The organism is Streptomyces sp. NPDC089424, from assembly GCF_044749345.1.
In the GTDB taxonomy this organism is placed as follows: domain Bacteria; phylum Actinomycetota; class Actinomycetes; order Streptomycetales; family Streptomycetaceae; genus Streptomyces.
The window spans coordinates 132,603-158,508 of sequence record NZ_JBIVHU010000008.1 but is presented as its reverse complement, the minus strand read 5'-3'; the positions used below and the strand labels follow the sequence as shown (position 1 = coordinate 158,508).

The following is a 25,906-nucleotide window of genomic DNA, read 5'->3' as shown; positions in this document are numbered from 1 at the left end:
GGGCCCGGGCGGTGACGACCGCGCCCGGACGACGACGCGGGGGACGCGGTGCCAGGCGCTACGAGGGCCGACGCGCCGGCGGAGGCGGCCTCATCGGCACGGGCCGTACGGCGGTCGCCGCGTGGCCGGGTGGCGAGGCGGTCGCCGGAGCGGTCGGCGACCGCCATGGTCATGACGTACTGCCACGGTCATGGCGTACTGCCCTGGCCATGGCGTACTGCCGCGGTCAGGGCGTACTGCCCTGGCCATGGCGTACTGCCGCGGTCAGGGCGTGGCCGCGGCCCTTCCGGCCGGCCGGTCGGGGGCCCGGCTCGCGCCCGCCGTGATCTCGGCGGCGACGGCCTTGCCGAGTCCGGCGGTGGTGCCCGTGCCACCGAGGTCGGGGGTGAGCACGCCGGGCTGCTCGTCGAGGACGGTCTCGACGGCCGCGACGACGGCGGCCGCGGCCCGCGTCTCGCCGAGGTGGTCGAGCATCATCGCGCCGCTCCAGATCTGGCCGACGGGGTTGGCGATGCCGCGGCCCGCGATGTCCGGCGCCGAACCGTGCACGGGCTCGAACAGGCTGGGGTAGGCGCGTTCGGGGTTGATGTTGGCGCTGGGGGCGATGCCGATGGTGCCGGTGCAGGCGGGACCGAGGTCGGAGAGGATGTCGCCGAAGAGGTTGCTGGCGACGACCACGTCGTACCGGTCGGGCTGGAGCACGAACTTGGCGGCCAGGATGTCGATGTGGTCCTTGTCCGCGCTCACGTGCGGATACCGCTCGGCCATCGCGGCGGCCCGCTCGTCCCAGTAGGGCATGGAGATCGAGATGCCGTTGCTCTTGGTCGCCCAGGTGAGGTGCTTTCGAGGGCGGCCGGCGGCGAGTTCGAAGGCGTAGCGCAGGACGCGGTCGACGCCGGTGCGGGTCATGACGGTCTCCTGGAGGACCGTCTCGCGGTCGGTGCCCTCGAAGATCCGGCCGCCGATGCTGGAGTACTCGCCCTCGGTGTTCTCGCGCACCACGTAGAAGTCGATGTCGCCGGGGCCGTGATCGCGCAGGGGGCTGCGGACGCCGCGCAACTGCCGGACGGGGCGCAGGTTGACGTACTGGTCGAAGCCGCGCCGGAACTGCAGCAGGCTGCCCCACAGCGAGACGTGGTCCGGGACGACGTCGGGCCATCCGACGGCGCCGAAGTAGAGCGCGTCGAAGCCACCGAGGATGTCGCGCCAGTTCTCGGGGAGCATGGCGCCGTGGCGCTTCCAGTAGTCGGCGCCTGCGAAGTCGAACTCGGTGACGTCGAGGGTGAATCCGTACGCGTCGGCGGCCGCCCGGAGGCTCCTGAGGCCCTCCGGTACGACCTCGTGGCCGATCCCGTCGCCCGGGATCGCTGCGATGCGATAGCTCTGCGACACGAAACTCACTCCTCGGCACGGTCACGGTGGACGCGGCCACCGGGGCCGCGCGCCCGGCCACGACGCACGGGCCCCGTTGCGCCCTGCCGACCACCCTGGCCAGCCGCGATGCCCGCAACAAGGCACCGACCGTCAAGGTAGGCTTTCCGTCATGGAAAGCCTCCGTCGTCCCGGGCGGCCGGGCGCCGGCCGCTCCCCTCTGGACGACCTGGAGTTCTTCCAGGTCGTCGCGTCGAGCGAGACCCTCACGGCCGCGTCACGGGAACTGGGCTGCTCCCTGCCCGTCGTCAGCAAGCGCCTCAGCGCGCTGGAGCGACGGCTCGACGTACGGCTCGTGCAGCGCGGCGCCCGCCGCCTGGTGCTGACGTCGGAGGGCGAGCTGTACGCGGCGCGGGTGTCGACCATCCTCGACCAGGTGCGGGAGCTGGAGGACTCGCTCACCGACCGGTCGGGAGGGCTGCGCGGCTCGCTGACCGTCGAGGCCACACTCGGGCTCGGGCGGGCCCACATCGCCCCGCTGCTCGGCGAGTTCGCGGAGGCCCACCCGGACCTCCACGTCCGGCTCCAGACCTCGGACCTGCCGCTGCGGCCCCATCGGCGCGAGTTCGACGTGGCCGTGCACGTGGGGGCCCCACCGGACTCGTCGCTGCGTATGCGCCGTCTCGCCGAGAACCGGCGGGTGCCCTGCGCGGCGCCGTCCTACCTCGCCAGGCACGGCACGCCGGCCACCGTCGAGGACCTCGCCGAGCACGACTGCATCGTGCTGCGCGAGAACGAGAGCGACTACGCCCTCTGGCGGTTCGGGGACACCACCGGTACGCGGCACATCCGCGTCCACGGCAGCCTCTCCAGCAACGACGGTGACGTGGTGACCGGTTGGGCGCTGGAGGGCCGGGGCATCGTCATGCGCTCGGAGTGGCATGTGGGACCGCATCTGGAGCGCGGCGAACTCGTCCAGGTGCTTCCCGGGGTGCCCACGCCGACGGCGGACATCTACGCGCTGATCGAGGACGACGCGCACATCCCGCGGCGGGTCAGCCGGATCGTCGACTTCCTCGCCGCCCGCCTCCCCCGCCGGCTCCGGCATCGACAAGAGGAGTAGCAGCGCCGGGGGACCACGCCCTCCCGCGATCCGCTACGCCTGCGCCCGTTCACCCGGCACAGCCGTGCCGGCAGGGGACGCCGCCGCCGGTACTGCGAACAGCGCGCGCACCGTGGCGCGCACCCGGTCGGCGACCGCCTCGGGGCGGGAGGCGTCGAACTTGCCGTCGAGATGCAGGAACGCCAGGCCGTGGACGAGCGCCCACACCGTGGTGGAGAGGACGTCCGGATCGGCGCCGGGGAAGGCGCCGCGGACGATGCCGCGCACGTATTCCGAGATGGCGGCGGTCGCGCTGACCCGTTCCTCGCTGTCGGGATCGCAGGGCTCCGCGAACATCACCCGGAACAACGCCGGCCGGTCCAGTGCGAAACGGACGTAGGCGACGGCGACCGCGGCGAGTTCGTCAGGGGTGACGGGCGCGGGATGCGCCGAGGCCAGATGTTCGGCGAGTTCGCGGTAGCCCTGCGCGGCGACCGCGGAGACCAGCGCGTCGCGGTCCGCGTAGTGGCGGTAGGGAGCCGTCGCCGACACGCCGGCCCGCCGCGCCACCGCCCGCAGGGACAGTCCGGCGCTGCCGTCCTCCTCCAGCAGTTCCCGCGCGGCACGCAGACAGGCGGCGCGCAGATCGCCGTGGTGATACGTGCCGCTCGCTTGCGACATAGGTCACGCTCCCTCATGTTTACGACGCTTACATCGTTGCCCTAATGTGAACGCTGCACACATCTTAAGCGATCGAGATCGAGAGGGGAACTCGGATGACCAGCGAGCTGTTCTCGCCACTGTCCCTGCGTTCCGGGCACGTACTGAGGAACCGGATCGCCAAGGCGGCCATGGAGGAGAACATGGCCGGCGACGGCCAGCTCCCGGACAAGGAACTGTTCGGGCTCTACCGGCGCTGGGCCGCCGGTGGCACCGGACTGCTGATCACCGGCAACGTCATGGTCCATGCCGAGGCGCTGACCGGCCCGGCCGGCGTGGTGCTCGACGAGGCGGCCCCGCTCGAACCGTTCGCCGAGTGGGCCAGGGCCGGCAAGTCCGGCGGTGGAGCGATCTGGATGCAGATCAACCACCCCGGCCGCCAGATCGGTTCGGACATGCCCGGAGTCGTGTGGGGCCCGTCCGCCGTCGCCGTCGACCTCGGCAGGCACAGCAGCCGATTCGGCCGCCCCGTCGCCATGACGCCCGAGCAGATCCAGGCCACCGTGACCCGGTACGCGGTCACCGCACGGCGCGCCGAACAGGCGGGCTTCGACGGTGTGGAGGTCCACGCCGCACACGGCTACCTGCTGTCGCAGTTCCTGTCCCCCCTGGTCAACAAGCGCACCGACCGATGGGGCGGTTCGCTGGAGAACCGGGCCCGGATGCTCCTCGACGTCGTCCGCGCGGTCCGCGCCGCCGTCTCCCCGGCCTTCGCGGTCGCGGTGAAGCTCAACTCCGCCGATTTCCAGCGCGGCGGGTTCGACGCCGACGACGCACGCCAGGTGATCGAGATGCTCGCCCCGCTCGGCGTCGACCTGGTCGAACTGTCCGGCGGCAGCTACGAGAGCCCGGCGATGTCGGGCCGCCCCGCTGACGCGCGCACCCAGGCCCGCGAGGCGTACTTCCTCGACCTGGCGAAGGACCTGGTCGCGACCAGCCCGCTGCCGCTGATGCTCACCGGCGGCATCACCCGGCGCGACACCGCGCGGAAGGTCCTGGACAGCGGCGTCGCGCTCGTCGGGATGGGCACCGCCCTCGCCGTCACGCCGGACCTGCCCGACCGCTGGCGCGAGGGCCGCGAGGCCGACGGGCAGCTCCGGCCGGTGACCTGGTCCGACAAGGCGCTCGCCTCGGCCGCCGGCATGGCGCAGGTCCGCCACCAGATGCGCCGCATCGCCCGCGGAAGCCGCCCCACGCCCGGCACCCATCCGGCGTTGGCCCTCCTCTCCGAGCGACGCAGGCAGCGACGGGCCCTGCGCCGCTACCGCGCCTGGCTGTCCGCATCGCAGAGCGCCGCGTAGACGTACCAAGGGGGAGGCCCCAGGCACGGTCGCCACCGCGACCACCTGGGGCCTCCCACATCACCACCCACCACCACCGAAACCCTCACGCCACGGGTCCCGCCCGCCCGGAACCCGCACGCCACGGGTCCCGCCCGCCCGGAACCCGCACGTCACGGGTCCCGCCCGCCCGGGACCCCCGCTTCAGCGGCTCCGCCCGCGCGGGCCTCCCGCTGCACGGACCGAGATCGCGAGGGCTCACGCTTCCCTGCCCAGCACGTCTCGGCCTCCCGCTTCACCAGCCACGCCCACCGAACCACCCGCCTCACGGGCCACGCCCGCCCAAACTCCCGCCCCACTGATCACGATCGCGAGGGCTCACGCTTCCCCGGCCAGCACGCCTCGGCCTCCCGCTTCACCAGCCACACCCACCCGAACCACCCGCCTCACAGGCCACGCCCGCCCAAACACCCGCCCCACAGACCACGATCGCGACGGCTCACACTTCCCCGGCCAGCACGCCTCGGCCTCCCGCTTCACCAGCCACACCCACCCGAACCACCCACCTCACAGGCCACACCCGCCCAAACACCCGCCCCACAGACCACGATCGCGGGGGATTGCGCTTCGCCGGCCAGCACGCCAGGTCCTCCCGCCTCGCCGACCACGCACGCCCGATCGTCCCGCCACTCCGACCACGCACGCCAGCGCTCCCGCCTCTCTCACCGCGCACGCCCGAGCGTCCCGCTTCACCGGCCACGCCCGCCCGGTCCTCCCCATGCACGGACCGCGATCGCCGAGGCCGCCGCCCCACCGACCGCGGCCACGGAAGCCCCCCGCCTCACTGACCGCGCCTACCAAAGCCCCCCCCCACCTCGTTGACGCCGTCCGCCGGAGGCTTTCGCTCCCTCGCCGCGCGGCTCATCACGGGGACCGTGGCCGGGCCGATGCCGAGCCGCGTCCTCCCCCACCCGACCCCCACCCGGCGGGAGCCTCACGATCGGCGGGCGGCAACGCGAACGGCGCGGCTCCACAGGAACCGCGCCGTCCAGCCTTCGGCGGGTCAGCGGACGCCGGCCGCCTTGAGGAACTTCATCGCGCCCGTCAGCAGCGCGGCCCAGGTCTCGGGCGCGATACCGGCCGGCGGGCTGAACCCCTGGACGCGCTGGTGGGCAACGGTCTGGGGCTCCGTGTACTTGAGGATGCCCTCGGCTCCGTGACGGCGGCCGAGGCCCGAGTCGCCCATGCCACCCATCGGCGCGTCGATGCTGCCCCACGCGGCGGCGAACGCCTCGTTCACGTTGACGGTGCCGGCGTGCACGCGGGCCGCGACGGCCCGCCCGCGGGCTCCGTTGCCCGACCAGACACTGGCGTTGAGGCCGTACGGCGTGGAGTTGGCCTGGGCGACCGCGTCGTCGACACTGCGGTAGGAGTGGACCGAGACGACGGGTCCGAAGGTCTCGTCGGCGTACAGCGTCATGTCAGGGGTGACATCGGTGAGGATGGTCGGCTCGTAGAACAGCGGGCCGAGGTCCGGTCGCGCCCTCCCGCCCGCGAGCACGGTCGCCCCCTTGGCGACGGCGTCGTCGACGTGCGCGGTGACGGTCGCCAGTTGGGCGGTGGTGGTGAGGCTGCCGACGTCGACGCTGTAGTCGTAGGCGGCGCCGATCCTGAGCCGCTCGGTGCGGGCGACGAACGCGTCGACGAACCGGTCCCGGATCGACTCGGCCACGTACAGCCGCTCGATGGAGACGCAGAGCTGGCCGGCCGACGGGAAGCACGCGGCGACGGCGCCGTCGGCCGCCTTCTCGACGTCCGCGTCGTCCAGGACGATCATGGCGTTCTTGCCGCCGAGTTCGAGGGACGCGCCGATGAGGCGCCGACCGGCGTCGCTCGCGATCCCGCGTCCACTGGCGGTGGAGCCGGTGAACATCACGTAGTCGGCGTTGTCCATCAGCGCGCCGCCGAGGGAACTGCCCCGCCCCACCACCATCTGCCACACTCCGGCCGGCAGACCGGCCTCGTGCATCAGGTCGAGGGACCACAGCGCGGTCAACGCGGTCTGGGTGTCGGGCTTCTGCACCACCGCGTTGCCGGCCATCAGCGCCGCGACGGCGTCGCCGGCGGCCATGCTCAGGGGGTAGTTCCAGGGTGAGATGACCGTGACGACGCCCTTGGGGTGCCGCAGTTCGGTGGTGTGGGTCAGCACCGGGATCGCGCCGCGACGGCGCCTGGGCGCCAGGTACTTGGCGGCGTTGCGCGCGTAGTACCGCGAGGTGATCGCGATGTCGACCACCTCCAGGACGGCGTCACGGCGGGTCTTGCCGTTCTCGGCCTGCATCAGGTCCAGCGCCTCGTCCCGGCGGGCGAGAACGAGGTCGTGGAAGCGCAAAAGGATCTTCTTGCGCCGGCTCAGCGGCATGGCGGCCCAGGCCTGCTGGGCGACGCGAGCGCGCGCGAACGCGTCCTCGACGTCTCCCGGCGTGGAGACCGGCAGGTCGGCCAACGGAGCACCGGTGTAGGGGGCGTGGGTGGTGACCCGGGCGGCGTCGGGCGACGCGACGACGCGCGCGGCCAGCCGACCGGTCAGGGCCGGGGTGAGCGAGGCGGGCAGCGCGACGCCGCGGTCGGCGGGAGAGGGGGGAAGGGTGGCGTGTCCGGTTGCCATGGCGGGCTCCTCGCTACCGGCTGGGGACCGAGGTCGGGACCGGCATGTGCAGGGCGAGCTGCCCTTCGGTGACGACGTCGAACTGGATCGTCCTGACCGGGGCGAGGGAACGCAGGTCGTCGGCCATGCGCCCCTCCCCCACCTGGAGCCCGAGCCGCCGCGGGACCCGCTCGGCGCCGGCCGACAGCACGTTGGTCTGACTCAGGGTCGCGTGCCACGCGTCGTCGATCGAGGTGTACGAGGTGAGCGTCGAGACCCGCCTGCCGCTCGGGTAGGCGGTCTGGGCGGGCGTGGAGGCCGAGAGCGCCAGGTCGGTGCCGCCGGCGTCGTTGGCGACACGTGCGGTCGTCCGGTGCGCGTCGATGTCGACGTCGAGGCCGGTGACCCACTTGGGGAAGCCGTACCCGTCGTGGCCGCGCACCTGGGCGATCTCCGTGCTCACCGGCAGGGACAGCACGTACGAGTCGAGGTGCTCGTTCTTCAGGGCGGCGACGAGGTCGAAGAAGCCGAGCCTGCCGTGCCGGGCCGGCTTCACCGCGATCCCGACGGCCGCCTCGGTGTAGAAGTCGATGTCGCACACGTCGTAGCGGAAGAACATCACCGAGATCAGCCCGAGCCCCGGCGCGACCTCCAGCGGCGCCAGTTCCTCGGGCAGCCGGGAACGGATCGCACGGGAGCGGGCCAGCATCGTGACGCGGGCGGTCGCGATGCGGTAGTAGAAGTTCGGGGTGAGGGTGGCACCGATCGGGGAGTCGACCTTGGACTTGGGCAGCCGCCGGAAGAAGTCCACCCCGCTGACGCGTGGATCACGGGCGACTTCGTCCAGATCGGTGTCCATCCGATAGCGGTCGTACAAACCCCCCTTGGGGACCATGACGGTACGGCCGCCCAGGCCGACCTTGACTGTTTCCTGCTGGGACGAGGGCATCGACACGACTCCTGGCTCACATGTTGACACTGATCACATGACCGTACCCTCCAATGTAAGCACCGTCAACAACCCGCTCTCGCGAGCCACCATCGGCGCGCCCGGCGCCGCCCAACCGGCCAACTCGCCATCCTCTGAATGCCCGTACGCCGCCGCCCGAAGGATGGCCGCATGACGGCGCCCGGCATCCCACTGCGCACCTTCACCACCCTCGACACCGCCCGCGGCGACCTTCTCGGCGTGTACGCCGACGTGTGCGCTCCGCTCCTCCACCTGCCGAACCATGCGGTCACCGCGTTCGGCGAACGGCTGGACCGACACGGCACCGAGCCGGGATTCGCCGCTGTCCGAGATCGGCGTCCGGCCGGCGTGGAGAGCACCGGTACGACCCGCCGCATCCACGACGGGCTCCTCCCCACACGCGACGAGCCCTTCGTCACGCGCTCCACAAGGAGTGGGGGTACGCGACATCGGACAGAGCCGGCCGTCACCGGCCTCGCCCGTCCTCACCGTGATGATCCGCGCCGGCCGATGACATGCACCTCCAGGAAGATCCCGGGATACCGTCACCTGCGGGCTGTCGCGTCATGGACCGGCCCGATACGACGGAAACCGGCAAGAAGTGATGTGGAGTCGCTCAGACCGTCAACGGCGGACCTGATAGCGCAGGTGAAGCACCCGGTTGCCCGGAATCACCACGTCAGGATCCTCCAACAGATGTTGCGCGTCGACCGACCCGAAGTAGCGCTTGCCGGACCCGAACACCACGGGTACGACGTCCATGCGCACCTCGTCGACCAGACCCGCGGCAAGCACCTGGCCACCGACGTCGCCGGCGGCGACCTCGACCGTGCGGTCACCCGCAAGCTCCTGCGCCTTGGCCACGGCCGCCTCGACGCCGTCGACGAAGTGGAACGGCGCCTCGGGGTCCCAGCCCTCGGGCGCCGGCCGGTGCGTCACGACGACCACATGGTCGATCCCGCTCGGGGGCTTGCCTTCCCAGCCGTCCGTCAGGTCGAAGACGTGGCGGCCGACGACCGTCACCCCGATCCGGTCCCAGTACGGCCGGGTGTAGTCGTAGGACGTCTGCGACACCTTCAGGACGCCGCTCTCGTCCAACGGAACGTCACCACTGGACAGCCAGTCGAACAGCGGTCCGGGCTGGTCGTTCTCGTCCGCGACGAAGCCGTCCACCGACACCGAGCTGTACATGACCACTTTGCCCACGGGGCCCTCCTCCGCTCTGGGGTGCCCCAAATTAGCGTGTCGCCGGCTGTCGCTCTTGTAAGAAATCAATCGGCCGGCAGCGGCCAGCTGTCCAGCACGTGGCCGGGGTGTTCGCGCAGGAACCGCCGCCGGACCTCGACGTACCGGGTGGGCGTGAGCCCGGTGAACTCCCGGAACTCGTGGCCGAAGTGGGCCTGGTCGAAGTAGCCTGCGCCACTGGCGAGATCGCCCCAGTCGATCGGCCCGGCCGGGTCGATCGCAAACACGGTGGCGGCGAAGCGGCAGGTGCGGGCCAGCCGCTTCGGCGTGACGCCGATGAGCTCCTTGAACCGGCGTGCCAGATGAGTGCTGCTGACACCGGCTGCCACGCTCAGATCGCCGATCGCCACCGACCCGCTGGTCGCCGCGATGATGCTGCTGGTGTGGCGGACCAGCCCCAGACCGGTGGTCTCGCGCAGGCGTCGCATCAGCTCCTCCTCCAGCAGCGTCAGCATCTCGTGCGGTCCGTCCGCCGTGGCCAGCCGGTCTCGCAGCTCAGCAACGGCGGGCCGGCCCCAAACCTGCTCGACCGTCACCGGCCGGTCGCACAGCTCGGCCGCGGGCATCGGCAGGAACGACGCCAGCCCCCACGGCTTGAAGTGCACGCCGACGGACCGGGTCCGCAGCGGGTAGCCGAACTCCAGCGCGCGGGTGGGCATGGTGACCACGCACCCGTCGGCGTATCCGGCCGTCTCGATGTCGGTGCCGCCGCGGATGCGGAACTGCGCCCCGAGGTTGACGATGAGCAGCGCCGACGGCATCGGCGGCAGCATCAGCCGGGCGTACGGCGACGTACCCTCCAGGTAGTAGAGGTCGTCGATCAGCCCGTCCAACGGCGGTCGCGGCACTCTGGACACGTACTCCATGGGCACAGCATTGCGTCCTGCCGGTGACCTTTGCGTGGGTCAGGCGTGCTGAGTGAGCGAGGGAGGGCTGTTCGTCGCCAGAGTCGACTCGTCCAGACCGGTGCACAGTCGACTGCCTGCCTGACGCCCCATCAGAGCGAGCGCCATGCACGTCGTTCCCGCGTCAGGACATCGCCCGCACCTCACATGAAGCGCCACGCAAAACTGCAGCTCAGGCACCCTTGGCCGCGGGCTCCAGAATCGCCACGCACTCCACATGATGCGTCATCGGAAACAGATCGAACGCCCGCAGCGTCCGCACCCGGTACCCCCCGTCCCGGAAGTACCCGATGTCCCGAGCCAGCGCCGCCGGATCGCATGCCACGTACGCGATGCGCCGTGCCCCCAGGGACGTCAGATGCTCCACCGTCCTGCGTCCCGCGCCGGCGCGCGGCGGGTCCAGGACGATGAGGTCGACCTCCGTGATGCCCGTGCGCGGCAGGACGGACTCGACCTTGCCCTGCTCGACCCGCACGCGGTCGAAGTCCGCGAGGTTGTGCCGCGCGTCCTCCACCGCCCGCTTGCCGGACTCGATGCCGAGGACCGCGCCCTTGTCGCCCACCCGGTCGGCGAGCGCACCGGCGAACAGGCCGACCCCGCAGTACAGGTCGAGCGCCATGTCGCCCTTGCGGGGCAGCAGTCCCTGCATGACGGCCTTGACCAGGGTGTCCGCGGCCTTGGGGTGCACCTGCCAGAAGCCGCCCGAACCCACCCGGTACGTGCGGTCGTCCGCCCGCTCCCGGACGAAGGGCCGGCCGTGGACGCGGTGCACGCCGCCGTCCTTCTCCTCGACCCGCATCACCGACACCGGCCGGTCCAGCTCCACGATCGGCAGCCGCGCTCCCGGTCGCGGCGTCAGGATCACCTGCCGGTCCTGCGACCCCGTCGCGGCGATCGCCTCGATCGACGCCATCCCGGGCCACTCACGCTTCTCGACACCCAGTTCGCTGACCCCCTCGGCCGCGATCATGCAGTGGTCGATCGGCTCCACCTCGTGCGAGCGGTGCCGGCGCAGACCGGCGAGCCCCGTGGCGTCCACCGCGTACTGCACGCGCGTCCGCCACTGCGGCACCTGACCGGCCGGCAGCTTGTCGCCCTCGGCCGGCAGCACCGTGCCGTCCCAGCCCGCCTCCTCCGGCGTGAGTCCGGCGAGCCGCTGCAACTGCTCGGCGACGACCTCGCCCTTCAGCCGCCGCTGCGCTCCCGGCTTGGCGTGCTGCCAGTCGCAACCACCGCACCGGCCGGGGCCGGCGTAGGGGCAGGGCGCCTCGATCCGGTCCTTGGACGCCGTGAGCACCTCCACCGCGTCCGCCCGCAGGAACCGCGCGCCCTCCTCGCCCTCGGTCACCCGGGCGACGACCCGCTCCCCGGGCAGCGTGTGCCGGACGAACAGCACCTGCCCCGCCTCGGTGCGGGCGATGCAGTGCCCGCCGTGGGCGACGGGGCCGACCTCGACCTCGTACTCCTCGCCGACGAGCGACCCCACCTGCGGTTTCTTCGGTTCTGCCTGCATGGCGGGGGCGCTCCAGATACGAGAGGGGGTACGACCGGACAACAGCCCACCAGTCTACGTGCTCCCGGAGACACCGAATCCGACACGACCCTGGCTCCGAAGCCCGCCCACGCCACCCCTGCACCGACGCCCGCCCACAGCCCCGCTGAACGAACCGCTCGCAACCGAAGAAGCCGGGCTCACTCCCTGCCGCTGGGCTCCTTCGCCTGCTCCTTGCTGTGGTCCTGCGCCGGTCCCCGCCGCACCGCACCCGGCGCGTTCCAGTCCTGGCGCTTGCCGGCCCGCTTCTTCGCGACCTCCGAGGACTCCAGCTGGTAGGGCACCGACGTCACCATCACGCCCGGTGTGAACAGCAGCCGGCCCTTGAGGCGCAGTGCGCTCTGGTTGTGCAGCAGGTGCTCGTACCAATGCCCGACCACGTACTCGGGGATGATCACGGAGACCACGTCCCTCGGCGACTCCCGCCGCAGGCTCTTCACGTACTCGATGACGGGCCGCGTGACCTCGCGGTACGGCGAGTCCAGCACCTTCAGCGGCACGGTGATGCCCCGCCGCTCCCACTCGTCGCGCAGCGCCTTGGTGTCCGCCGGGTCGACGTTGACGCTGAGCGCCTCCAAGGTGTCCGCGCGCAGCAGCTTGGCGTAGGCCAGGGCCCGCAGCGCCGGGCGGTGGATCTTGGAGATCAGCACCACGGAGTGGATCCGCGCCGGCCGGACGCTGTCGTCGCTGGGACCGTCGGGGGCGGCGAGTTCCTTGGCCACGTGGTCGTAGTGGCGGCGGATCGCGGTCATGGTCGCGTAGAAGATCACCATGCCGAGCAGCGCGACCCAGGCGCCGTGGGTGAACTTGGTGACCAGGACGACGACCAGGACGAGTCCGGTGAAGAAGGCGCCGAAGGTGTTGATCGCCCGGGAGCGGACCATGTGACGGCGCTTGGCGAGGTCGGTCTCGGTGGCCAGGTGGCGGTTCCAGTGCCGGACCATGCCGATCTGGCTGAGCGTGAAGGAGACGAACACCCCGACGATGTACAGCTGGATCAGACGCGTGGAGTCGGCGCCGTAGACCCAGACCAGCAGCGCGGCGGCGCCGGCCAGCAGCACGATGCCGTTGGAGAAGGCGAGACGGTCCCCGCGCGTGTGCAGCTGGCGCGGGAGGTAACGGTCCTGGGCGAGGATCGAGCCGAGCACCGGGAAGCCGTTGTACGCCGTGTTCGCCGCAAGGAACAGCACCAGGGCGGTGGCCGCGGCCAGCACGATGAACAGGAAGCTGCCCTTGCCGAACACGGCCTCGGCGACCTGCGAGATCACCGGGTTCTGGACGTAGTCGGAGCCGACCGGCACGCCGTTGACGAGCAGGTCGTGGGACGGGTTCTCGGCCATCCGCACGTTGGAGGCCATGGCGAGGCCGATGATGCCGCAGAACATGGTGACGGCCAGCAGGCCCATCAGCGCCAGCGTGGTGGCCGCGTTGCGCGACTTGGGCTTGCGAAAGGCGGGGACGCCGTTGGAGATCGCCTCCACGCCGGTGAGCGCGGCGCAGCCGGAGGAGAAGGCCCGCAGCAACAGGAAGACGAGCGCGAAGCCCGCGAGGCCCTGGTGCTCGGGCTTGATCTCGAAGTCGGCCGTCGGGGCCCGCATCGTGTCGCCCAGCACCAGGCCGCGGAAGGAGCCCCAGGCGATCATGATGAACACGCCCGTGACGAAGACGTACGTCGGAATCGCGAAGAGCTTGCCGGACTCCTTGACCCCCCGCAGGTTCATCAGGGTCAGCAGCACGATCACGGCCGTGGCGCAGAACACCTTGTGCTCGACGACGAACGGAATGGCCGAGCCGAGGTTCTCGATGCCGGAGGAGATGGAGACCGCGACGGTCAGGACGTAGTCGACGAGCAGGGCGCTGGCGACGGTGAGACCGGCCTTGGGGCCGAGGTTGGTGGTCGCGACCTCGTAGTCACCGCCACCGCTCGGGTAGGCGTGGACGTTCTGCCGGTAGGAGGCCACGACCGTGAACATCAGTACGACGACCGCGGCGGCGATCCAGGGACTGAAGTGATAGGCCGACAAACCCGCGATGGACAGGACGAGCAGCACCTCGCCTGGCGCGTAGGCCACGGAGGAGAGCGGGTCGGAAGCGAAGACGGGGAGTGCGACGCGCTTCGGCAGGAGCGTTTCGCCCAGCCGATCACTGCGCAGTGCGCGCCCGATCAGGATCCGTTTGGGCACGTCGGTCAGTTTGGACACAACAGAGGATCGTAAGCCTTCGAACAGGAGGCCGCCTACCGGCCTCCCCGCATCTGCCCCCCGGGTGAAATACCCGGCAGGTCAGGGCACGGATCCGGCCGACGAGACCGCCCACATGTCTATATGACAAAACCTTTCCGTACGACCGTTTCGACCATCTTTTCGTACGGTCTTCCCGAATGTACCCCCTCCATGCCTGCCCCCCCATGCCCCGCTCCCTGCCCCTCTCCCCCGGAGGTCCCATGCCCGCGACCGCAGAGCTCATCGGTGCCCTCGCCTCGCTGGTCGTCCTCGGCATCCTCACCGTTCTCAGCGTCTGGAGCATCAGAGGGCGCTGATCGGCGCGAACCGTGCACAGGGGTCCCCGCCGCGGACCGCGCGTGTGTAGCTTGGTCGGCGGTCTGAGACCCTGTTTCAAGCCAAGTCAACATCCCTGACCTCGGAAGGACGGTCGTGCACATCGTCATCATGGGCTGCGGCAGAGTGGGTTCCGCTCTCGCCCAGACCCTGGAGCAACAGGGGCACACGGTCGCCGTGATCGACCAGGACCCCACCGCCTTCCGACGACTGGGCTCCTCGTTCGGCGGCCGCAGGGTCACCGGCGTCGGCTTCGACCAGGACACCCTGCGCGAGGCCGGCATCGAGGAGGCCGGCGCCTTCGCCGCGGTCTCCAGCGGCGACAACTCCAACATCATCGCCGCCCGGGTGGCCCGCGAGATGTTCGGTGTCGAGAACGTCGCCGCCCGTATCTACGACCCCCGCCGCGCCGAGGTCTACCAGCGCCTCGGCATCCCGACGGTCGCCACGGTCCGCTGGACCGCGGACCAGATGCTGCGGCGCCTGCTGCCGTCCGGTTCCGAGCCGCTGTGGCGCGATCCCACCGGCGGCGTCCAGCTCGCCGAGGTGCACGCCTCCAGCGCCTGGGTCGGCCACAAGATCAGCAAGCTGCAGGAGGAGACCGGCGTCCGCGTGGCGTTCCTCACCCGGCTCGGCGAGGCCATACTGCCCACGTCGCAGACCGTGCTGCAGGAGGGCGACCTCGTGCACGTGATGATGCGCAGCGACGATGTCGAGAAGGTCGAGGCGTCGTTCGCCGAGGGCCCCGAAGTGGAGGGCGGTCACTGATGCGCGTCGCCATTGCCGGAGCCGGCGCGGTCGGCCGGTCGATCGCCGGTGAGCTGCTGGAGAACGGCCACGAGGTCCTGCTCGTCGACAAGGCGCCGACCGCCATCTCGGTCGAGCGCGTCCCGCAGGCCGAGTGGCTGCTCGCCGACGCCTGCGAGATCACGTCCCTGGACGAGGCGGCGCTCCAGCGCTGCAACGTCGTGATCGCCGCGACGGGCGACGACAAGGTGAACCTGGTCGTCTCGCTGCTCGCCAAGACGGAGTACGGCGTCCCGCGCGTCGTCGCCCGCGTCAACAACCCGAAGAACGAGTGGCTGTTCAACGAGTCCTGGGGAGTCGACGTCGCCGTCTCCACGCCCCGCCTCATGTCCGCCCTGGTCGAGGAGGCGGTCAGCGTCGGCGACCTGGTCCGCCTGCTGCGCTTCAGCCACGGTGACGCCAACCTCGTCGAGCTGACGCTGCCCGAGGAGTCGGCCCTGGCCGGCACCCAGGTCGGCGACGTCGAGTGGCCCGAGGACACGTCGCTGGTCACCATCATCCGCGGCACCCGCGTCCTCACCCCTTCCCGGGAGGACTCCCTGGAGGCGGGCGACGAACTGCTCTTCGTGGCCGCACAGGCCCGCGAGGAGCAGTTGGAGGACCTGCTGTCGGTCCGCCGCGAACCCCCGGTGGACTAGCCGCCCGGCTCACCACGGCGACGAGGGCGCCCCGCGACTCGCGGGGCGCCCTCACTCGTTGAATTCCCAGCTGCCGCCGGAGGCCTACTCGCCGGACCGTGCCTCGGCCCCGCGCCGCTCCTCCTCCGCCTCACGGCGCTTCTCCTCCGCCTCCATCTCGGCGAAGACATCGATGGGCGGCGGCGCCTTCGCCAGGAAGACCCAGGTCAGCCATACCGCCAGCAGGAAGGGCGGGATCTTCAGCGCCACCAGCACCCAGCCGAGCTGCGTGGTGTCGGCCCACCAGTACAGCGGGAAGAGGATCGCGCACTTGGCGAGCAGGATCAGACCCCATGCCCAGCTGGCCTTGGCGTACGCCTTCTTGCGGCCCGGGTTCCGGGTGCGCCAGGAGAGGTTCTCCTTGAAGACCGGGCCGAGCATCAGTCCGATCAGCGGCACACCGGCCAGCGTCGTGATGATGTACGCGAGCGCCAGGCCCAGCGTGTACAGCATGCCGGGCAGGTAGAAGTCCTTGGCGTTGCCGGTCATCATCGCGAAGACGACACCGAAGGCCACGCCGAAGACACCGCTGAAGGCGTGCTTGACGGTGTCCCTCGTCGCCAGGCGGACCACCACGAGCAGCACGGACACACCGAGGGCGGCCAGCGCCGACAGGTGCAGGTCCTTGTTGATCGTGAAGATGGTCACGAAGAGGAGGCCCGGCAGCACCGTCTCGACCATGCCTCGCACGCCGCCGAAGGCCTCGAACAGCGCGGCCTCCGTCACTGCCCTGGCTTCGTGCTCCGTGTCTTCGGTGTGTTCAGTCGGCTTGTCGAGCGACGTCACCGGCTACTCCCGTCCGAGGGGTCTCAGTTCGTACTTGGGGTTGAACAGCACCCGGCGGCCCCGGCTCATCGAGATCCGGCCCGATGCGATCAGCTTGCGTCCCGGTTCTATTCCGACGATGGAGCGCCGGCCGAGCCACACCACGTCCAGTGCGGCGGAACCGTCGAACAGCTCGGCCTCCAGGGCCGGGACTCCCGCGCGCGGACGCAGCGTGACCGTGCGCAAGGTACCAGTAACGGTGACGATCTGCCGGTCGTGACAGTCGCCGATGCGCGTACAGCCCGCGGTCTCGGTGTCCTCCCGCAGCTCCTCGGACTCCAGGTCCTCCTGCGAGGAGGAGAGCCGGTCGAGCATGCGCCGGAACCGGCCCACCGGCTTGTCGGAACGAGGAACAGCACTCATGTCTGAAGCCTACCGGGGTGACTGACAGCAACGTACCCCCAGTCACCTACCCCGGTCCCACCGCCCGAACCGAGCGCACGGCCCCGACTCGTGCCGGGATCGTGCCGCGACGCGCGCCCCGGCTCATTTCTCGAAGCGGTAGCCCATCCCGGGCTCGGTGATGAAGTGCCTGGGATGCGACGGGTCGGCCTCCAGCTTCCGCCGCAGCTGCGCCATGTAGACCCGCAGATAGTTCGTCTCCGTCCCGTACGACGGCCCCCACACCTCCTGGAGCAGCTGCTTCTGGCTGACCAGCCGGCCGGCGTTGCGCACCAGCACCTCCAGCAGATGCCACTCGGTGGGCGTCAGCCGCACGTCCCGGCCGTCGCGGTTGACCTTCTTCGCGGCGAGGTCGACGGTGAACTCGTCGGTCTCCACGACCACCTCGTCCTCACCGGCCCCGGTGGGCTCGGCACGCCGCACGGCGGCCCGCAGCCGGGCGAGCAGCTCGTCCATGCCGAACGGCTTCGTGACGTAGTCGTCCGCCCCGGCGTCGAGCGCCTCGACCTTCTCGTCGGAGGAGTGCCGCGCGGACAGCACGATGATCGGCACCCGGGTCCAGCCACGCAGTCCCTTGATCACCTCGACGCCGTCCATGTCGGGCAGCCCCAGGTCGAGGACCACGACGTCGGGGTGGCGGGCGGCGGCGAGCTGGAGGGCGGACGCCCCGTCGTGGGCCGCGTCGACCTCGTACTTGCGCGCCTTGAGGTTGATCACCAGGGCGCGCACGATCTGCGGCTCGTCGTCGACCACGAGCACTCTGGGGGTCTGGGGAGCACCCCCAGTGGAACTCACCATGAGGCCTGCCTTTCTGAGGGTACGGAGAGGGACTCGGGACGCGCCCCCGCGCGCAGGGTGAGGACCATGGTGAGGCCGCCGCCGGGGGTGTCCTCGGCGTTCAGGGTGCCGCCCATCGCCTCCGTGAAGCCGCGGGCGACCGCGAGGCCGAGGCCGACCCCGGCGCCGCGCGGGGCGTCGCCGAAGCGCTGGAACGGCTCGAAGATGCGTTCCTTCTCGTCGTCCGGGACCCCGGGGCCGCGGTCCACGACGCGCACCTCGACGCGGTCGGCGAGGGCGCTGGCGGAGACCAGCACCGGCGTGCCGTCGGGGCTGTACTTGACCGCGTTCTCGACGACGTTGGCCACCGCGCGCTCCAGCAGCCCGGCGTCGACCCGGACCATGGGCAGGGTCTCCGGCACGTCCAGGGTCACGCTGTCCTCGGGTACGCCGCCCAGCGCCATCGGCACGACCTCGTCGAGGTCGGTCTCGCGGACGATCGGCGTGACAGTGCCGGTCTGCAGGCGGGACATGTCGAGCAGGTTGCCCACCAGGTGGTCGAGCCGGTCGGCACCCGCCTCGATGCCTTCGAGGAGTTCCGCCCGGTCCTCCTCGGACCACGCCACGTCGTCCGAGCGCAGGCTGGAGACGGACGCCTTGATCCCGGCCAGGGGGGTGCGCAGGTCGTGGCTGACGGCGGCCAGCAGCGCCGTGCGGATCCGGTTGCCCTCGGCCAGCGCGCGGGCCTGCTCGGCCTCCTGCTGGAGCCGGCGGCGGTCCAGCACGACCACGGCCTGGGCGGCGAACGCGGCCAGCACCCGGCGGTCCTCGGCCGGCAGCACCCGCCCGGTCAGTGCCAGCGCCAGGTGGTCCCCGACCGGCATGTCCACGTCCGCGTCCTCCGGGCGGGCCGGCGGCTCGCCGACGCCGACCCGGCCCACGCAGGTCCATGGGTCGACGTCGCTCTCGCGCTCCAGCAGCGCGGCCGATTCCATCCCGAAGGTCTCGCGCACCCGCTCCAGCAGGGCCTCCAGGCTGGTCTCGCCGCGCAGCACGTTGCCCGCGAGGAAGGACAGGATCTCCGACTCCGCCCGCAGCCGGGCCGCCTGGTGCGTGCGCCGTGCCGCGAGGTCCACCACGGAGGCCACCGACACCGCGACCGCCACGAAGATCACCAACGCGACGATGTTCCGGGTGTCGGAGATGGTCAGCCGGTGCAGGGGCGGAGTGAAGAAGTAGTTCAGCAGGAACGATCCGAAGGCCGCCGCGGCGAGGGCCGGGAACAGCCCGCCGAGCAGCGCCGCCGCCACCGTCAGTGCCAGGAAGAGCAGCACGTTGTTGGCGAGGCCGAGATCGACGGCGTTCAGCACCACCGCGAGGATCGCCGGACCGGCGAGGCCCACGGCCCAGCCCCAGATGATCCTGGCCCGTCCCAGCCGCGCGCCCCGGGCGACGGGAAGTCCCCGCCCCTTGCCCGCCTCGCCGTGCGTCACGATGTGCACGTCCAGGTCGGGGCCGGAGTCCCGGGCCACGGTCGCGCCGACGCCCGGCCCGAACACGTACTGCCAGGCCTTGCGCCGCGAGGAACCCAGCACGATCTGCGTGGCGTTCACCCCGCGCGCGAAGTCCAGCAGCGCGGCCGGTATGTCGTCCCCGACGACATGGTGGAACGTTCCGCCGAGGTCCTCCACGAGCGTGCGCTGCACCGCCAGCTCCTTCGGCGAGGCCGCCGTCAGCCCGTCGCTGCGCGCTATGTACACGGCGAGCACCTCGCCGCCTGCGCCCTTCTCGGCCAGCCGCGCCGCCCGCCGGATCAGGGTCCGTCCCTCGGGACCGCCCGTCAGACCGACCACGATCCGCTCCCGCGAGCCCCAGATCTTCGAGACCCGGTGCTCACTGCGGTACTGCTTCAGATACTCGTCGACCCGGTCCGCCACCCACAGCAGGGCCAGCTCCCGCAGCGCGGTCAGGTTCCCCGGCCGGAAGTAGTTCGACAGCGCCGCGTCCACCTTGTCGGGCTGGTAGACGTTCCCGTGCGCCATCCGGCGGCGCAGCGCCTGTGGCGACATGTCGACGAGTTCGATCTGGTCCGCCCGCCGCACCACCTCGTCGGGCACCGTCTCCTGCTGCCGCACCCCGGTGATCGACTCGACCACGTCACCCAGCGATTCCAGGTGCTGGATGTTGACGGTCGACACCACGTCGATGCCCGCCGCGAGCAGTTCCGCGACGTCCTGCCAGCGCTTGGCGTTGCGTGAGCCCGGGACGTTGGTGTGCGCGAGTTCGTCCACCAGTGCGACCTGCGGGTGCCGGGCCAGGACGGCGTCCACGTCCATCTCCGTGAAGGTCCCGCCGCGGTACTCCAGCCGCCTGCGCGGGACCTGCTCCAGACCGTGCAGCATCACCTCGGTTCTGGGCCGGTCGTGGTGCTCGACGAAGGCCACCACGCAGTCCGTGCCGCGCTCCAGCCGGCGATGGGCCTCGGACAGCATGGCGTACGTCTTGCCCACTCCCGGTGCCGCGCCGAGGTAGATCCGAAGCTTGCCGCGTGCCATGGCCTCATTGTCCGTCTTTTGCAAACTGCGTACGCAGCGACGACCTTACGGCCAACGTTCAGGGCAAAACGGACACAGAGAGCGCGAGGGGACGCCTTTGACGGAACTCTGACGCACCGAAGAACGCACCGAAGACCGAGGGCCGCACCCCGTCGGGATGCGGCCCTCGCTCTGTCGTACCGGCTCAGCGGACCTCGGTGATCTCCGGTCCGCGCTGGAGCTGTCCCATGCCGCCGGAGAAGCGCGAGCTGCCCTGGTCGTCCTGCTGGACGCCCTCGGGGACCATCTGCGCGTCGTTCGGCAGCTTGAGGACGATGGGGTCGCGGGGGGCCATCGGGCCCTCGCCGCGGACCACGACCGTGTCCCGGAAGATGTTCTCCAGCAGCCCGGCCGCCTGCGGCTGCACGGCGCCCTGGCCGGAGATCACACCGCGCAGGAACCAGCGCGGGCCGTCCACACCGACGAACCGGACGACCTGGAAGCCGCCCGTGCCGTCCGGCAGCTGCACCGGCACCTGGGCCCGCAGCTCCCAGCCGAGCGGGCCCTCGACCTCGTCGACGATGCCGCCCTGCTGCGTGATGCCGCCGGCGATCTCCTCGCGCACCTCGCCCCAGATGCCCTCGCGCTTGGGAGCGGCGAAGGCCTGGAGCTGGACGGCGCTGTCGCGCAGGACCACGGTCGCCGCGACGATCGCGTCACCGGCGACCTCCACCCGCAGCTCCATGCCCTCGACTCCCGGCACGAGCAGTCCGCCCAGGTCGACCCGGCCCTCGGCCGGGTTCCGCACCTCGGTGCTGTCCCACGGTCCGTCGGGGCGCGGCTCCGGCTCCAGCCGTACCCGCTCGCGCCCGACCTCTTCGTCCGCCTCAGTGTCGACGCTGTCGACGACCTGCTCGGCCTCGCCGGCCGCGTCCTCGGCGGCACCCTTCTTGTTGCGACGTCCGAACACGTCACTGTCCTTCCCGGTCGGATACGACCGAAGCGTATCGATTCCCACCCGCCTTGCCGCCGACGGCGGCATGACCGTTTGTGCCGCTCTCGTCGCCCACCGCGGCATGACCGCCGGTGGACCCGAAGCCCCCCTCGGCCCGCACCGAGTCGGGAAGCTCCGCGACCTCCTGGAAGCGGACCCTCTCGACCTGCTGGACGACCAGTTGGGCAATCCGGTCGAAGCGCTCGAACCGCACGCTCTCGCGCGGGTCGAGATTCACCACGATCACCTTGATCTCCCCACGGTACCCGGCATCAACCGTCCCCGGGGCATTCACCAGGGCGACACCGCAGCGGGCGGCCAGACCGGAACGTGGGTGCACGAAGGCCGCGTACCCCTCAGGCAGGGCGACAGACACCCCGGTGGGCAGCACGGCCCGCTCGCCGGGCGCCAGTTCGCACGCCTCGGTGGTCCGCAGATCGGCTCCCGCGTCACCGGGGTGCGCGTACGTCGGAAGCGGTACGTCCGCGTCGACGCGCCGGATCAGCACGTTCACGGGGTCGCTGGTCACGGGTTCACCTCGAAGGCACGGGCGCGCCTGATCTGGTCGGGGTCGTTCATGGCGGCCTGGATCTCCGCCTCGCGGCCGTGGTCGATGAAGTGATCGACCTTGACCTCGACGAAGAGGGCGTCGGCGCGGACGGCGACCGGGCCGTCCGGGGCGCCTATGCGTCCGGTGGCCGAGGAGTAGATCTTCCGTCCGGCCACGGCGGTCACCTCCGCGGCGAGGTGCAGCGTGGTGCCCACCGGCACCGGCCGCACGAAGTCGGTCTCCAGCCGGCCCGTCACGGCGACGGTGCGCAGCAGCCAGTTCAGCGAGCCGAGCGTCTCGTCCAGGGCCGTGGCGAGCACCCCTCCGTGCGCGAGGCCGGGAGCGCCCTGGTGTTCGGGCCGGACGGTGAACTCCGCGGTGATCGACACCCCTTCGCCGGCCCGCGCCTCCAGGTGCAGCCCGTGCGGCTGCTCGCCACCGCAGCCGAAGCACTGGCCGTAGTGCGCGCCCAGCAGCACACCGGGGGCGGGTGCGTCGGCGTGCCGCACGGGCTTCGTGGCGTCGGCGGGAGGCGTCAGAGCTGGGGATGTACCACTCACAGCCGCAGACCTTACCCGCGCGTCGGCGGCGCGCGGACACCGTGCCAAGCTTGACGTCATGCAGCTCTCCGCCGCCCCTTACGAAGAACGCCTCACCGCGCCCCGCTCCTGGTGGCTGATCAGCTTCCTGGCCGGGGCCTCGCTGGCCCTGATCCTGCTCCCCTTCGGCACGCTGCCGATGCTGGGCGGCCTCGTCGGCGGCACGGCGACCGCGGCGGTCGCGGCGAGTTCGTACGGGTCGGTCCGCATCCGCGTGGTGGGCGGCGCCCTGATCGCGGGCGAGGCGAAGATCCCGGTCACGGCGCTCGGCGAGAGCGAGATCCTCGACCCGGAGGAGGCCCGGGCCTGGCGGACGCACAAGGCCGACACCCGTGCCTTCATGCTGCTGCGCGCCTACGTGCCGACAGCCCTGCGCGTCGAGGTCAGCGACCCCGCCGACCCCACGCCGTACCTGTACCTGTCGACGCGTGAGCCGCAGCGGCTGGCGGAGGCGATCAGGGTGGCGCGGGAAGCGGCCGCCGCCGCGTAGCCCGGCCGAGGCGGCCCGTCACGGGCCGCTCAGTGCCCGAGCTCGCCGTAGCGGCCGTTCTCCATCGGCAACGCGTCCGCGGGCCGCTCCAGGGGCGGCAGCTCCGTCAGGTGGTCCCAGGGCACCTGCGTCTTGCGCAGGTCCGCCCGGATCCGGGCGGCGAGTTTCTTGGTGTCGCGCCGGTTCATGACCGCGCCGACCGCGGCGCCCACCATGAACGGCATCAGGTTCGGCAGGTTGCGCACCATGCGCTTCATGATCTGCTGGCGCAGCTCGCGCTTCATCTGCCCGCCGAGAGCGGCGTTGACCGTGTTCGGCTTCATGGGGTCGATGCCGCGCTCCTCGGACCACGATCTGAGGTAGGCGCCGCTGCGGTCCTTGAGGTTGCCGGGCGGCCGGACGCCGTAGACCTCGTGGAGCTCCGCGATCAGCTTCAGCTCGATCGCCGCGACCCCGGTGATCTCCGCGGCCAGTTCCGTGGGCATCGCGGGCGGAATGGGCAGCATCGCGGCCGCTCCCACGCCCGCTCCGACCGTCGCCGAGGCGTTCGCCGCGCCCGCCACGAGCTTGTCGGCGAGCTGCTCGGGACCGAGGCCCGGGAACTGCCCGCGCAGCGTCGCGAGGTCCCGTACGGGGATCCGCGGGGCGATCTCGATGAGCCGGTCGGCGAGGTACCCGAGGCCGGCCCTGGCGTGCCGGCCGCCCTTGCGGGCGCCTTCCCTCGCCAGGTCCCGGGCTCTGTCCCGGATCACCGCCGCCCGCCGCCGGGCGACGGGTGCGGGACCCTGCGCCGGTACCGGGAGGTCAGCCCGGTCACCGGCGGGTTCGAGCGAGGCCGACCCGGCGGGGAACTGCCCCGTACCGGAAGAGCCTCGCTCGTCGTCACGCGCGCCGTGAGGGCCGTCGGACGGCCCTGAGTCCGCTCCCCAGGGGAAGCGGCGCTTCCGAGGTGGGGTCGAGCCAGTCACGGCCGACCCCGCCTCAGTCGCAGTCGCGGCAGATCGGCTGACCGTTCTTCTCCCTGGCCAGCTGGCTGCGGTGGTGCACCAGGAAGCAGCTCATGCAGGTGAACTCGTCCTGCTGCTTGGGCAGTACGCGGACCGCCAGTTCTTCGTTCGAGAGGTCTGCGCCGGGGAGCTCCAGCCCCTCTGCGGCCTCGAACTCGTCGACGTCGACGGCCGAGGCGGACTTGTCGTTCCGCCGGGCCTTCAGTTCTTCCAAGCTGTCCGAGTCGACGTCGTCGTCGGTCTTGCGTGGGGTGTCGTAGTCGGTTGCCATGTCGCTCTCCCCCTCCGGGTGTCTGCGGTGTCTCCAGCGCACGTAACGCGTGAGAGGCCGGACTTGTGCCCGACCCGAGGCGGAGATTTTGCCTCACATCAAGGTCTGTTACTCAATCGACACCCAACCGGACTCCTCACGAGTGATCGGCTTGGATGGCGATCGGGACCGTACACGGTCCGAATGTCGCACTTCAAAGGGGTCCCACCGTGTACTTCCCGTGATCAAGGCCCTGGAAAACCCGGATTTTCCGGGCTTTACGGGACCATCATGATCACGCTGAGTAGATGGCCGGAAAATCGCCTTTGTGATCGATCACACAAGCAACCCTCGGACGAGTGCCCCAAAAATTCCGCGCAAAGCGAACATCCTCGGGTGTGTCCCAGATTCTCAGATCGGGAACGTGACGCGCATCACGAGACCGCCCCCCTCTCGGGGCCGTGCCGCGATGTGCCCGCCGTGCGCCCGGGCCACGGACCGCACGATGGACAGGCCGAGACCGACGCCCTTGTCGCTGCCCGTGCGCTCCGTGCGGAGCCTGCGGAAGGGCTCGAACAGATTCTCCACCTCGTACGCCGGCACCACCGGCCCGGTGTTCGCGACGACCATGACGGCCTGGCCGTGCTGGATCTCGGTGGTGACCTCCACCCAGCCGCCCTCGGGGACGTTGTACCGCACGGCGTTCTGCACGAGGTTCAGGGCGATCCGCTCCAGCAGGACGCCGTTGCCCTGGACGACCGCGGGCTCGCGGGTGCCGCGCATCTGCACGCCCTTGGCGTCCGCCTCCGCGTGCACCTGGTCCATGGCCTGCGAGGCCACCTCGGCGAGGTCCACGGGCCCGCGCTCGACGACCTGGTTGTCGCTGCGGGCGAGCAGCAGCAGGCCCTCCACGAGCTGCTCGCTGCGCTCGTTGGTGGCCAGCAGCGTCTTGCCGAGCTGCTGGAGCTCCACGGGCGCCCCCGGGTCCGACAGGTGCACCTCCAGCAGCGTGCGGTTGATCGCGAGCGGCGTTCTCAGCTCGTGGGAGGCGTTGCCGACGAAGCGCTGCTGGGCGGTGAAGGCCCGCTGCAGCCGCTCCAGCATGTCGTCGAAGGTGTCGGCCAGCTCCTTGAGCTCGTCGTCCGGGCCGTCCAGCTCGATCCGCCGGGACAGGTCCGAACCGGCGACCGCGCGGGCGGTGCGGGTGATCCGGCCCAGGGGCGACAGGACGCGGCCGGCCATCGCGTAGCCGAAGGCGAAGGCGATCACGGCGAGGCCGAGGAGGGCGAGCAGGGAGCGGCTGAGCAGATTGTCCAGGGCGTGCTGGCGCTGCTCGTTGACGCAGGCGTTCATGGCCTGGTTGAGCTCGGACGCGCTCGGCGAGGCCGGGAAGTTGCAGGTCTCGCTGGCCACCTGCCCGGAGAGGATCTTGAACGGCAGATCGCTGCCGACGTTCATGGCGTTGGCGGCGAACAGGTAGATGATCGACAGCAGCATGATCCCGGCGATGAGGAACATGCCGCCGTAGAGCAGCGTGAGCCGTATCCGGATCGTCGGCCGCAGCAGCGGGAACGGAGGGGCTGCCTTCCTGGGGTCCCAGGTCGGCTTCGGAGGCGCCTGGGGAGGCGCGGGGTGCGCGGCCAC

At 71.2% G+C, this 25,906-nt stretch carries 23 protein-coding genes and 1 pseudogene; 6 read left to right on the top strand and 18 right to left on the bottom strand.

What is annotated here, in order from left to right; all coding sequences use genetic code 11:
* Positions 1-264: 264 nt before the first annotated feature.
* Positions 265-1,392 (bottom strand): tartrate dehydrogenase, encoded by a 1,128-nt coding sequence (locus ACIP2X_RS29840; RefSeq protein ID WP_401678639.1) that lies wholly within the window; start codon positions 1,390-1,392, stop codon positions 265-267.
* Positions 1,393-1,543: 151 nt separating this feature from the next.
* On the opposite strand from ACIP2X_RS29840, the gene ACIP2X_RS29835 reads away from it, so the two are divergent.
* The gene (locus ACIP2X_RS29835) at positions 1,544-2,494 is read left to right on the top strand and encodes a LysR family transcriptional regulator (RefSeq protein WP_401678636.1); all 951 of its coding nucleotides are present in this window, start codon (positions 1,544-1,546) and stop codon (positions 2,492-2,494) included.
* A gap of 33 nt (positions 2,495-2,527) precedes the next feature.
* On the opposite strand, the gene ACIP2X_RS29830 is transcribed toward ACIP2X_RS29835, so the two are convergent.
* Complete coding sequence (locus ACIP2X_RS29830) at positions 2,528-3,154, bottom strand: TetR/AcrR family transcriptional regulator (protein ID WP_401678633.1); 627 nt, start codon at positions 3,152-3,154, stop codon at positions 2,528-2,530.
* A gap of 95 nt (positions 3,155-3,249) precedes the next feature.
* Between ACIP2X_RS29830 and ACIP2X_RS29825 the strand changes: the two genes are divergently transcribed.
* Positions 3,250-4,494 (top strand): NADH:flavin oxidoreductase/NADH oxidase family protein, encoded by a 1,245-nt coding sequence (locus ACIP2X_RS29825; protein WP_401678630.1) that lies wholly within the window; start codon positions 3,250-3,252, stop codon positions 4,492-4,494.
* A 1,042-nt stretch (positions 4,495-5,536) separates the two neighbouring features.
* On the opposite strand, the gene ACIP2X_RS29820 is transcribed toward ACIP2X_RS29825, so the two are convergent.
* A complete protein-coding gene (locus ACIP2X_RS29820) occupies positions 5,537-7,141 on the bottom strand; it encodes a succinic semialdehyde dehydrogenase (RefSeq protein ID WP_401678627.1) in 1,605 nt (534 codons plus the stop codon).
* Between the two features lie 13 nt (positions 7,142-7,154).
* The gene (locus ACIP2X_RS29815) at positions 7,155-8,069 is read right to left on the bottom strand and encodes an acetoacetate decarboxylase family protein (protein ID WP_401678624.1); all 915 of its coding nucleotides are present in this window, start codon (positions 8,067-8,069) and stop codon (positions 7,155-7,157) included.
* A 138-nt stretch (positions 8,070-8,207) separates the two neighbouring features.
* Between ACIP2X_RS29815 and ACIP2X_RS29810 the strand changes: the two are divergent.
* Positions 8,208-8,604, top strand: a pseudogene (locus tag ACIP2X_RS29810) (hypothetical protein).
* Positions 8,605-8,714: 110 nt separating this feature from the next.
* Here the strand turns inward: ACIP2X_RS29810 and ACIP2X_RS29805 are convergent.
* The 4 genes from ACIP2X_RS29805 to ACIP2X_RS29790 form a co-directional block, all read right to left on the bottom strand.
* Positions 8,715-9,296: a dihydrofolate reductase family protein gene (locus tag ACIP2X_RS29805; protein WP_401678621.1), complete on the bottom strand. Its 582-nt coding sequence runs from the start codon at positions 9,294-9,296 to the stop codon at positions 8,715-8,717.
* 65 nt (positions 9,297-9,361) lie between these two features.
* On the bottom strand, positions 9,362-10,201 hold the full coding sequence (locus tag ACIP2X_RS29800; RefSeq protein ID WP_401678618.1) for an AraC family transcriptional regulator: 840 nt from the start codon (positions 10,199-10,201) through the stop codon (positions 9,362-9,364).
* A 211-nt stretch (positions 10,202-10,412) separates the two neighbouring features.
* A complete protein-coding gene (locus ACIP2X_RS29795) occupies positions 10,413-11,753 on the bottom strand; it encodes a class I SAM-dependent RNA methyltransferase (RefSeq protein ID WP_401678614.1) in 1,341 nt (446 codons plus the stop codon).
* A gap of 179 nt (positions 11,754-11,932) precedes the next feature.
* Positions 11,933-13,993, bottom strand: a complete 2,061-nt coding sequence (locus ACIP2X_RS29790) for an APC family permease (RefSeq protein WP_401678611.1) — start codon at positions 13,991-13,993, stop codon at positions 11,933-11,935.
* Positions 13,994-14,446: 453 nt separating this feature from the next.
* On the opposite strand from ACIP2X_RS29790, the gene ACIP2X_RS29785 reads away from it, so the two are divergent.
* Positions 14,447-15,118 (top strand): NAD-binding protein, encoded by a 672-nt coding sequence (locus ACIP2X_RS29785; protein ID WP_401678608.1) that lies wholly within the window; start codon positions 14,447-14,449, stop codon positions 15,116-15,118.
* Positions 15,118-15,795 carry a potassium channel family protein gene (locus ACIP2X_RS29780; RefSeq protein ID WP_401678605.1) on the top strand — a complete coding sequence of 226 codons (678 nt, stop codon included), beginning with the start codon at positions 15,118-15,120 and terminating at the stop codon, positions 15,793-15,795. Before ACIP2X_RS29785 ends, ACIP2X_RS29780 begins: the two co-directional genes overlap by 1 nt.
* 84 nt (positions 15,796-15,879) lie before the next feature.
* Here ACIP2X_RS29780 and ACIP2X_RS29775 read toward each other — a convergent pair whose 3' ends face one another.
* From ACIP2X_RS29775 to ACIP2X_RS29745, 7 genes are all read right to left on the bottom strand, one after another.
* Positions 15,880-16,620 carry a DUF3159 domain-containing protein gene (locus tag ACIP2X_RS29775; RefSeq protein WP_401678603.1) on the bottom strand — a complete coding sequence of 247 codons (741 nt, stop codon included), beginning with the start codon at positions 16,618-16,620 and terminating at the stop codon, positions 15,880-15,882.
* A gap of 3 nt (positions 16,621-16,623) precedes the next feature.
* A complete protein-coding gene (locus ACIP2X_RS29770) occupies positions 16,624-17,022 on the bottom strand; it encodes an OB-fold nucleic acid binding domain-containing protein (RefSeq protein WP_365457928.1) in 399 nt (132 codons plus the stop codon).
* A 123-nt stretch (positions 17,023-17,145) separates the two neighbouring features.
* Complete coding sequence (locus tag ACIP2X_RS29765; protein WP_401678600.1) at positions 17,146-17,859, bottom strand: response regulator; 714 nt, start codon at positions 17,857-17,859, stop codon at positions 17,146-17,148.
* The gene (locus tag ACIP2X_RS29760; RefSeq protein WP_401678597.1) at positions 17,853-20,393 is read right to left on the bottom strand and encodes an ATP-binding protein; all 2,541 of its coding nucleotides are present in this window, start codon (positions 20,391-20,393) and stop codon (positions 17,853-17,855) included. Before ACIP2X_RS29760 ends, ACIP2X_RS29765 begins: the two co-directional genes overlap by 7 nt.
* 184 nt (positions 20,394-20,577) lie before the next feature.
* On the bottom strand, positions 20,578-21,342 hold the full coding sequence (locus tag ACIP2X_RS29755; protein WP_401678594.1) for a DUF3710 domain-containing protein: 765 nt from the start codon (positions 21,340-21,342) through the stop codon (positions 20,578-20,580).
* Between the two features lies 1 nt (position 21,343).
* Complete coding sequence (gene dut, locus ACIP2X_RS29750; RefSeq protein ID WP_401678591.1) at positions 21,344-21,895, bottom strand: dUTP diphosphatase; 552 nt, start codon at positions 21,893-21,895, stop codon at positions 21,344-21,346.
* Entirely contained in the window at positions 21,892-22,476 is a 585-nt protein-coding gene (locus ACIP2X_RS29745; RefSeq protein ID WP_401678588.1) for a PaaI family thioesterase, read from the bottom strand. Before ACIP2X_RS29745 ends, dut begins: the two co-directional genes overlap by 4 nt.
* 58 nt (positions 22,477-22,534) lie before the next feature.
* Between ACIP2X_RS29745 and ACIP2X_RS29740 the strand changes: the two genes are divergently transcribed.
* Complete coding sequence (locus ACIP2X_RS29740; protein WP_401678585.1) at positions 22,535-23,005, top strand: DUF3093 domain-containing protein; 471 nt, start codon at positions 22,535-22,537, stop codon at positions 23,003-23,005.
* Between the two features lie 29 nt (positions 23,006-23,034).
* On the opposite strand, the gene ACIP2X_RS29735 is transcribed toward ACIP2X_RS29740, so the two are convergent.
* From ACIP2X_RS29735 to ACIP2X_RS29725, 3 genes are all read right to left on the bottom strand, one after another.
* A complete protein-coding gene (locus tag ACIP2X_RS29735; RefSeq protein WP_401678582.1) occupies positions 23,035-23,973 on the bottom strand; it encodes a hypothetical protein in 939 nt (312 codons plus the stop codon).
* Between the two features lie 13 nt (positions 23,974-23,986).
* Entirely contained in the window at positions 23,987-24,283 is a 297-nt protein-coding gene (locus tag ACIP2X_RS29730; RefSeq protein WP_003993510.1) for a DUF4193 domain-containing protein, read from the bottom strand.
* 390 nt (positions 24,284-24,673) lie between these two features.
* Positions 24,674-25,906 (bottom strand): sensor histidine kinase, encoded by a 1,233-nt coding sequence (locus ACIP2X_RS29725; RefSeq protein WP_401678579.1) that lies wholly within the window; start codon positions 25,904-25,906, stop codon positions 24,674-24,676.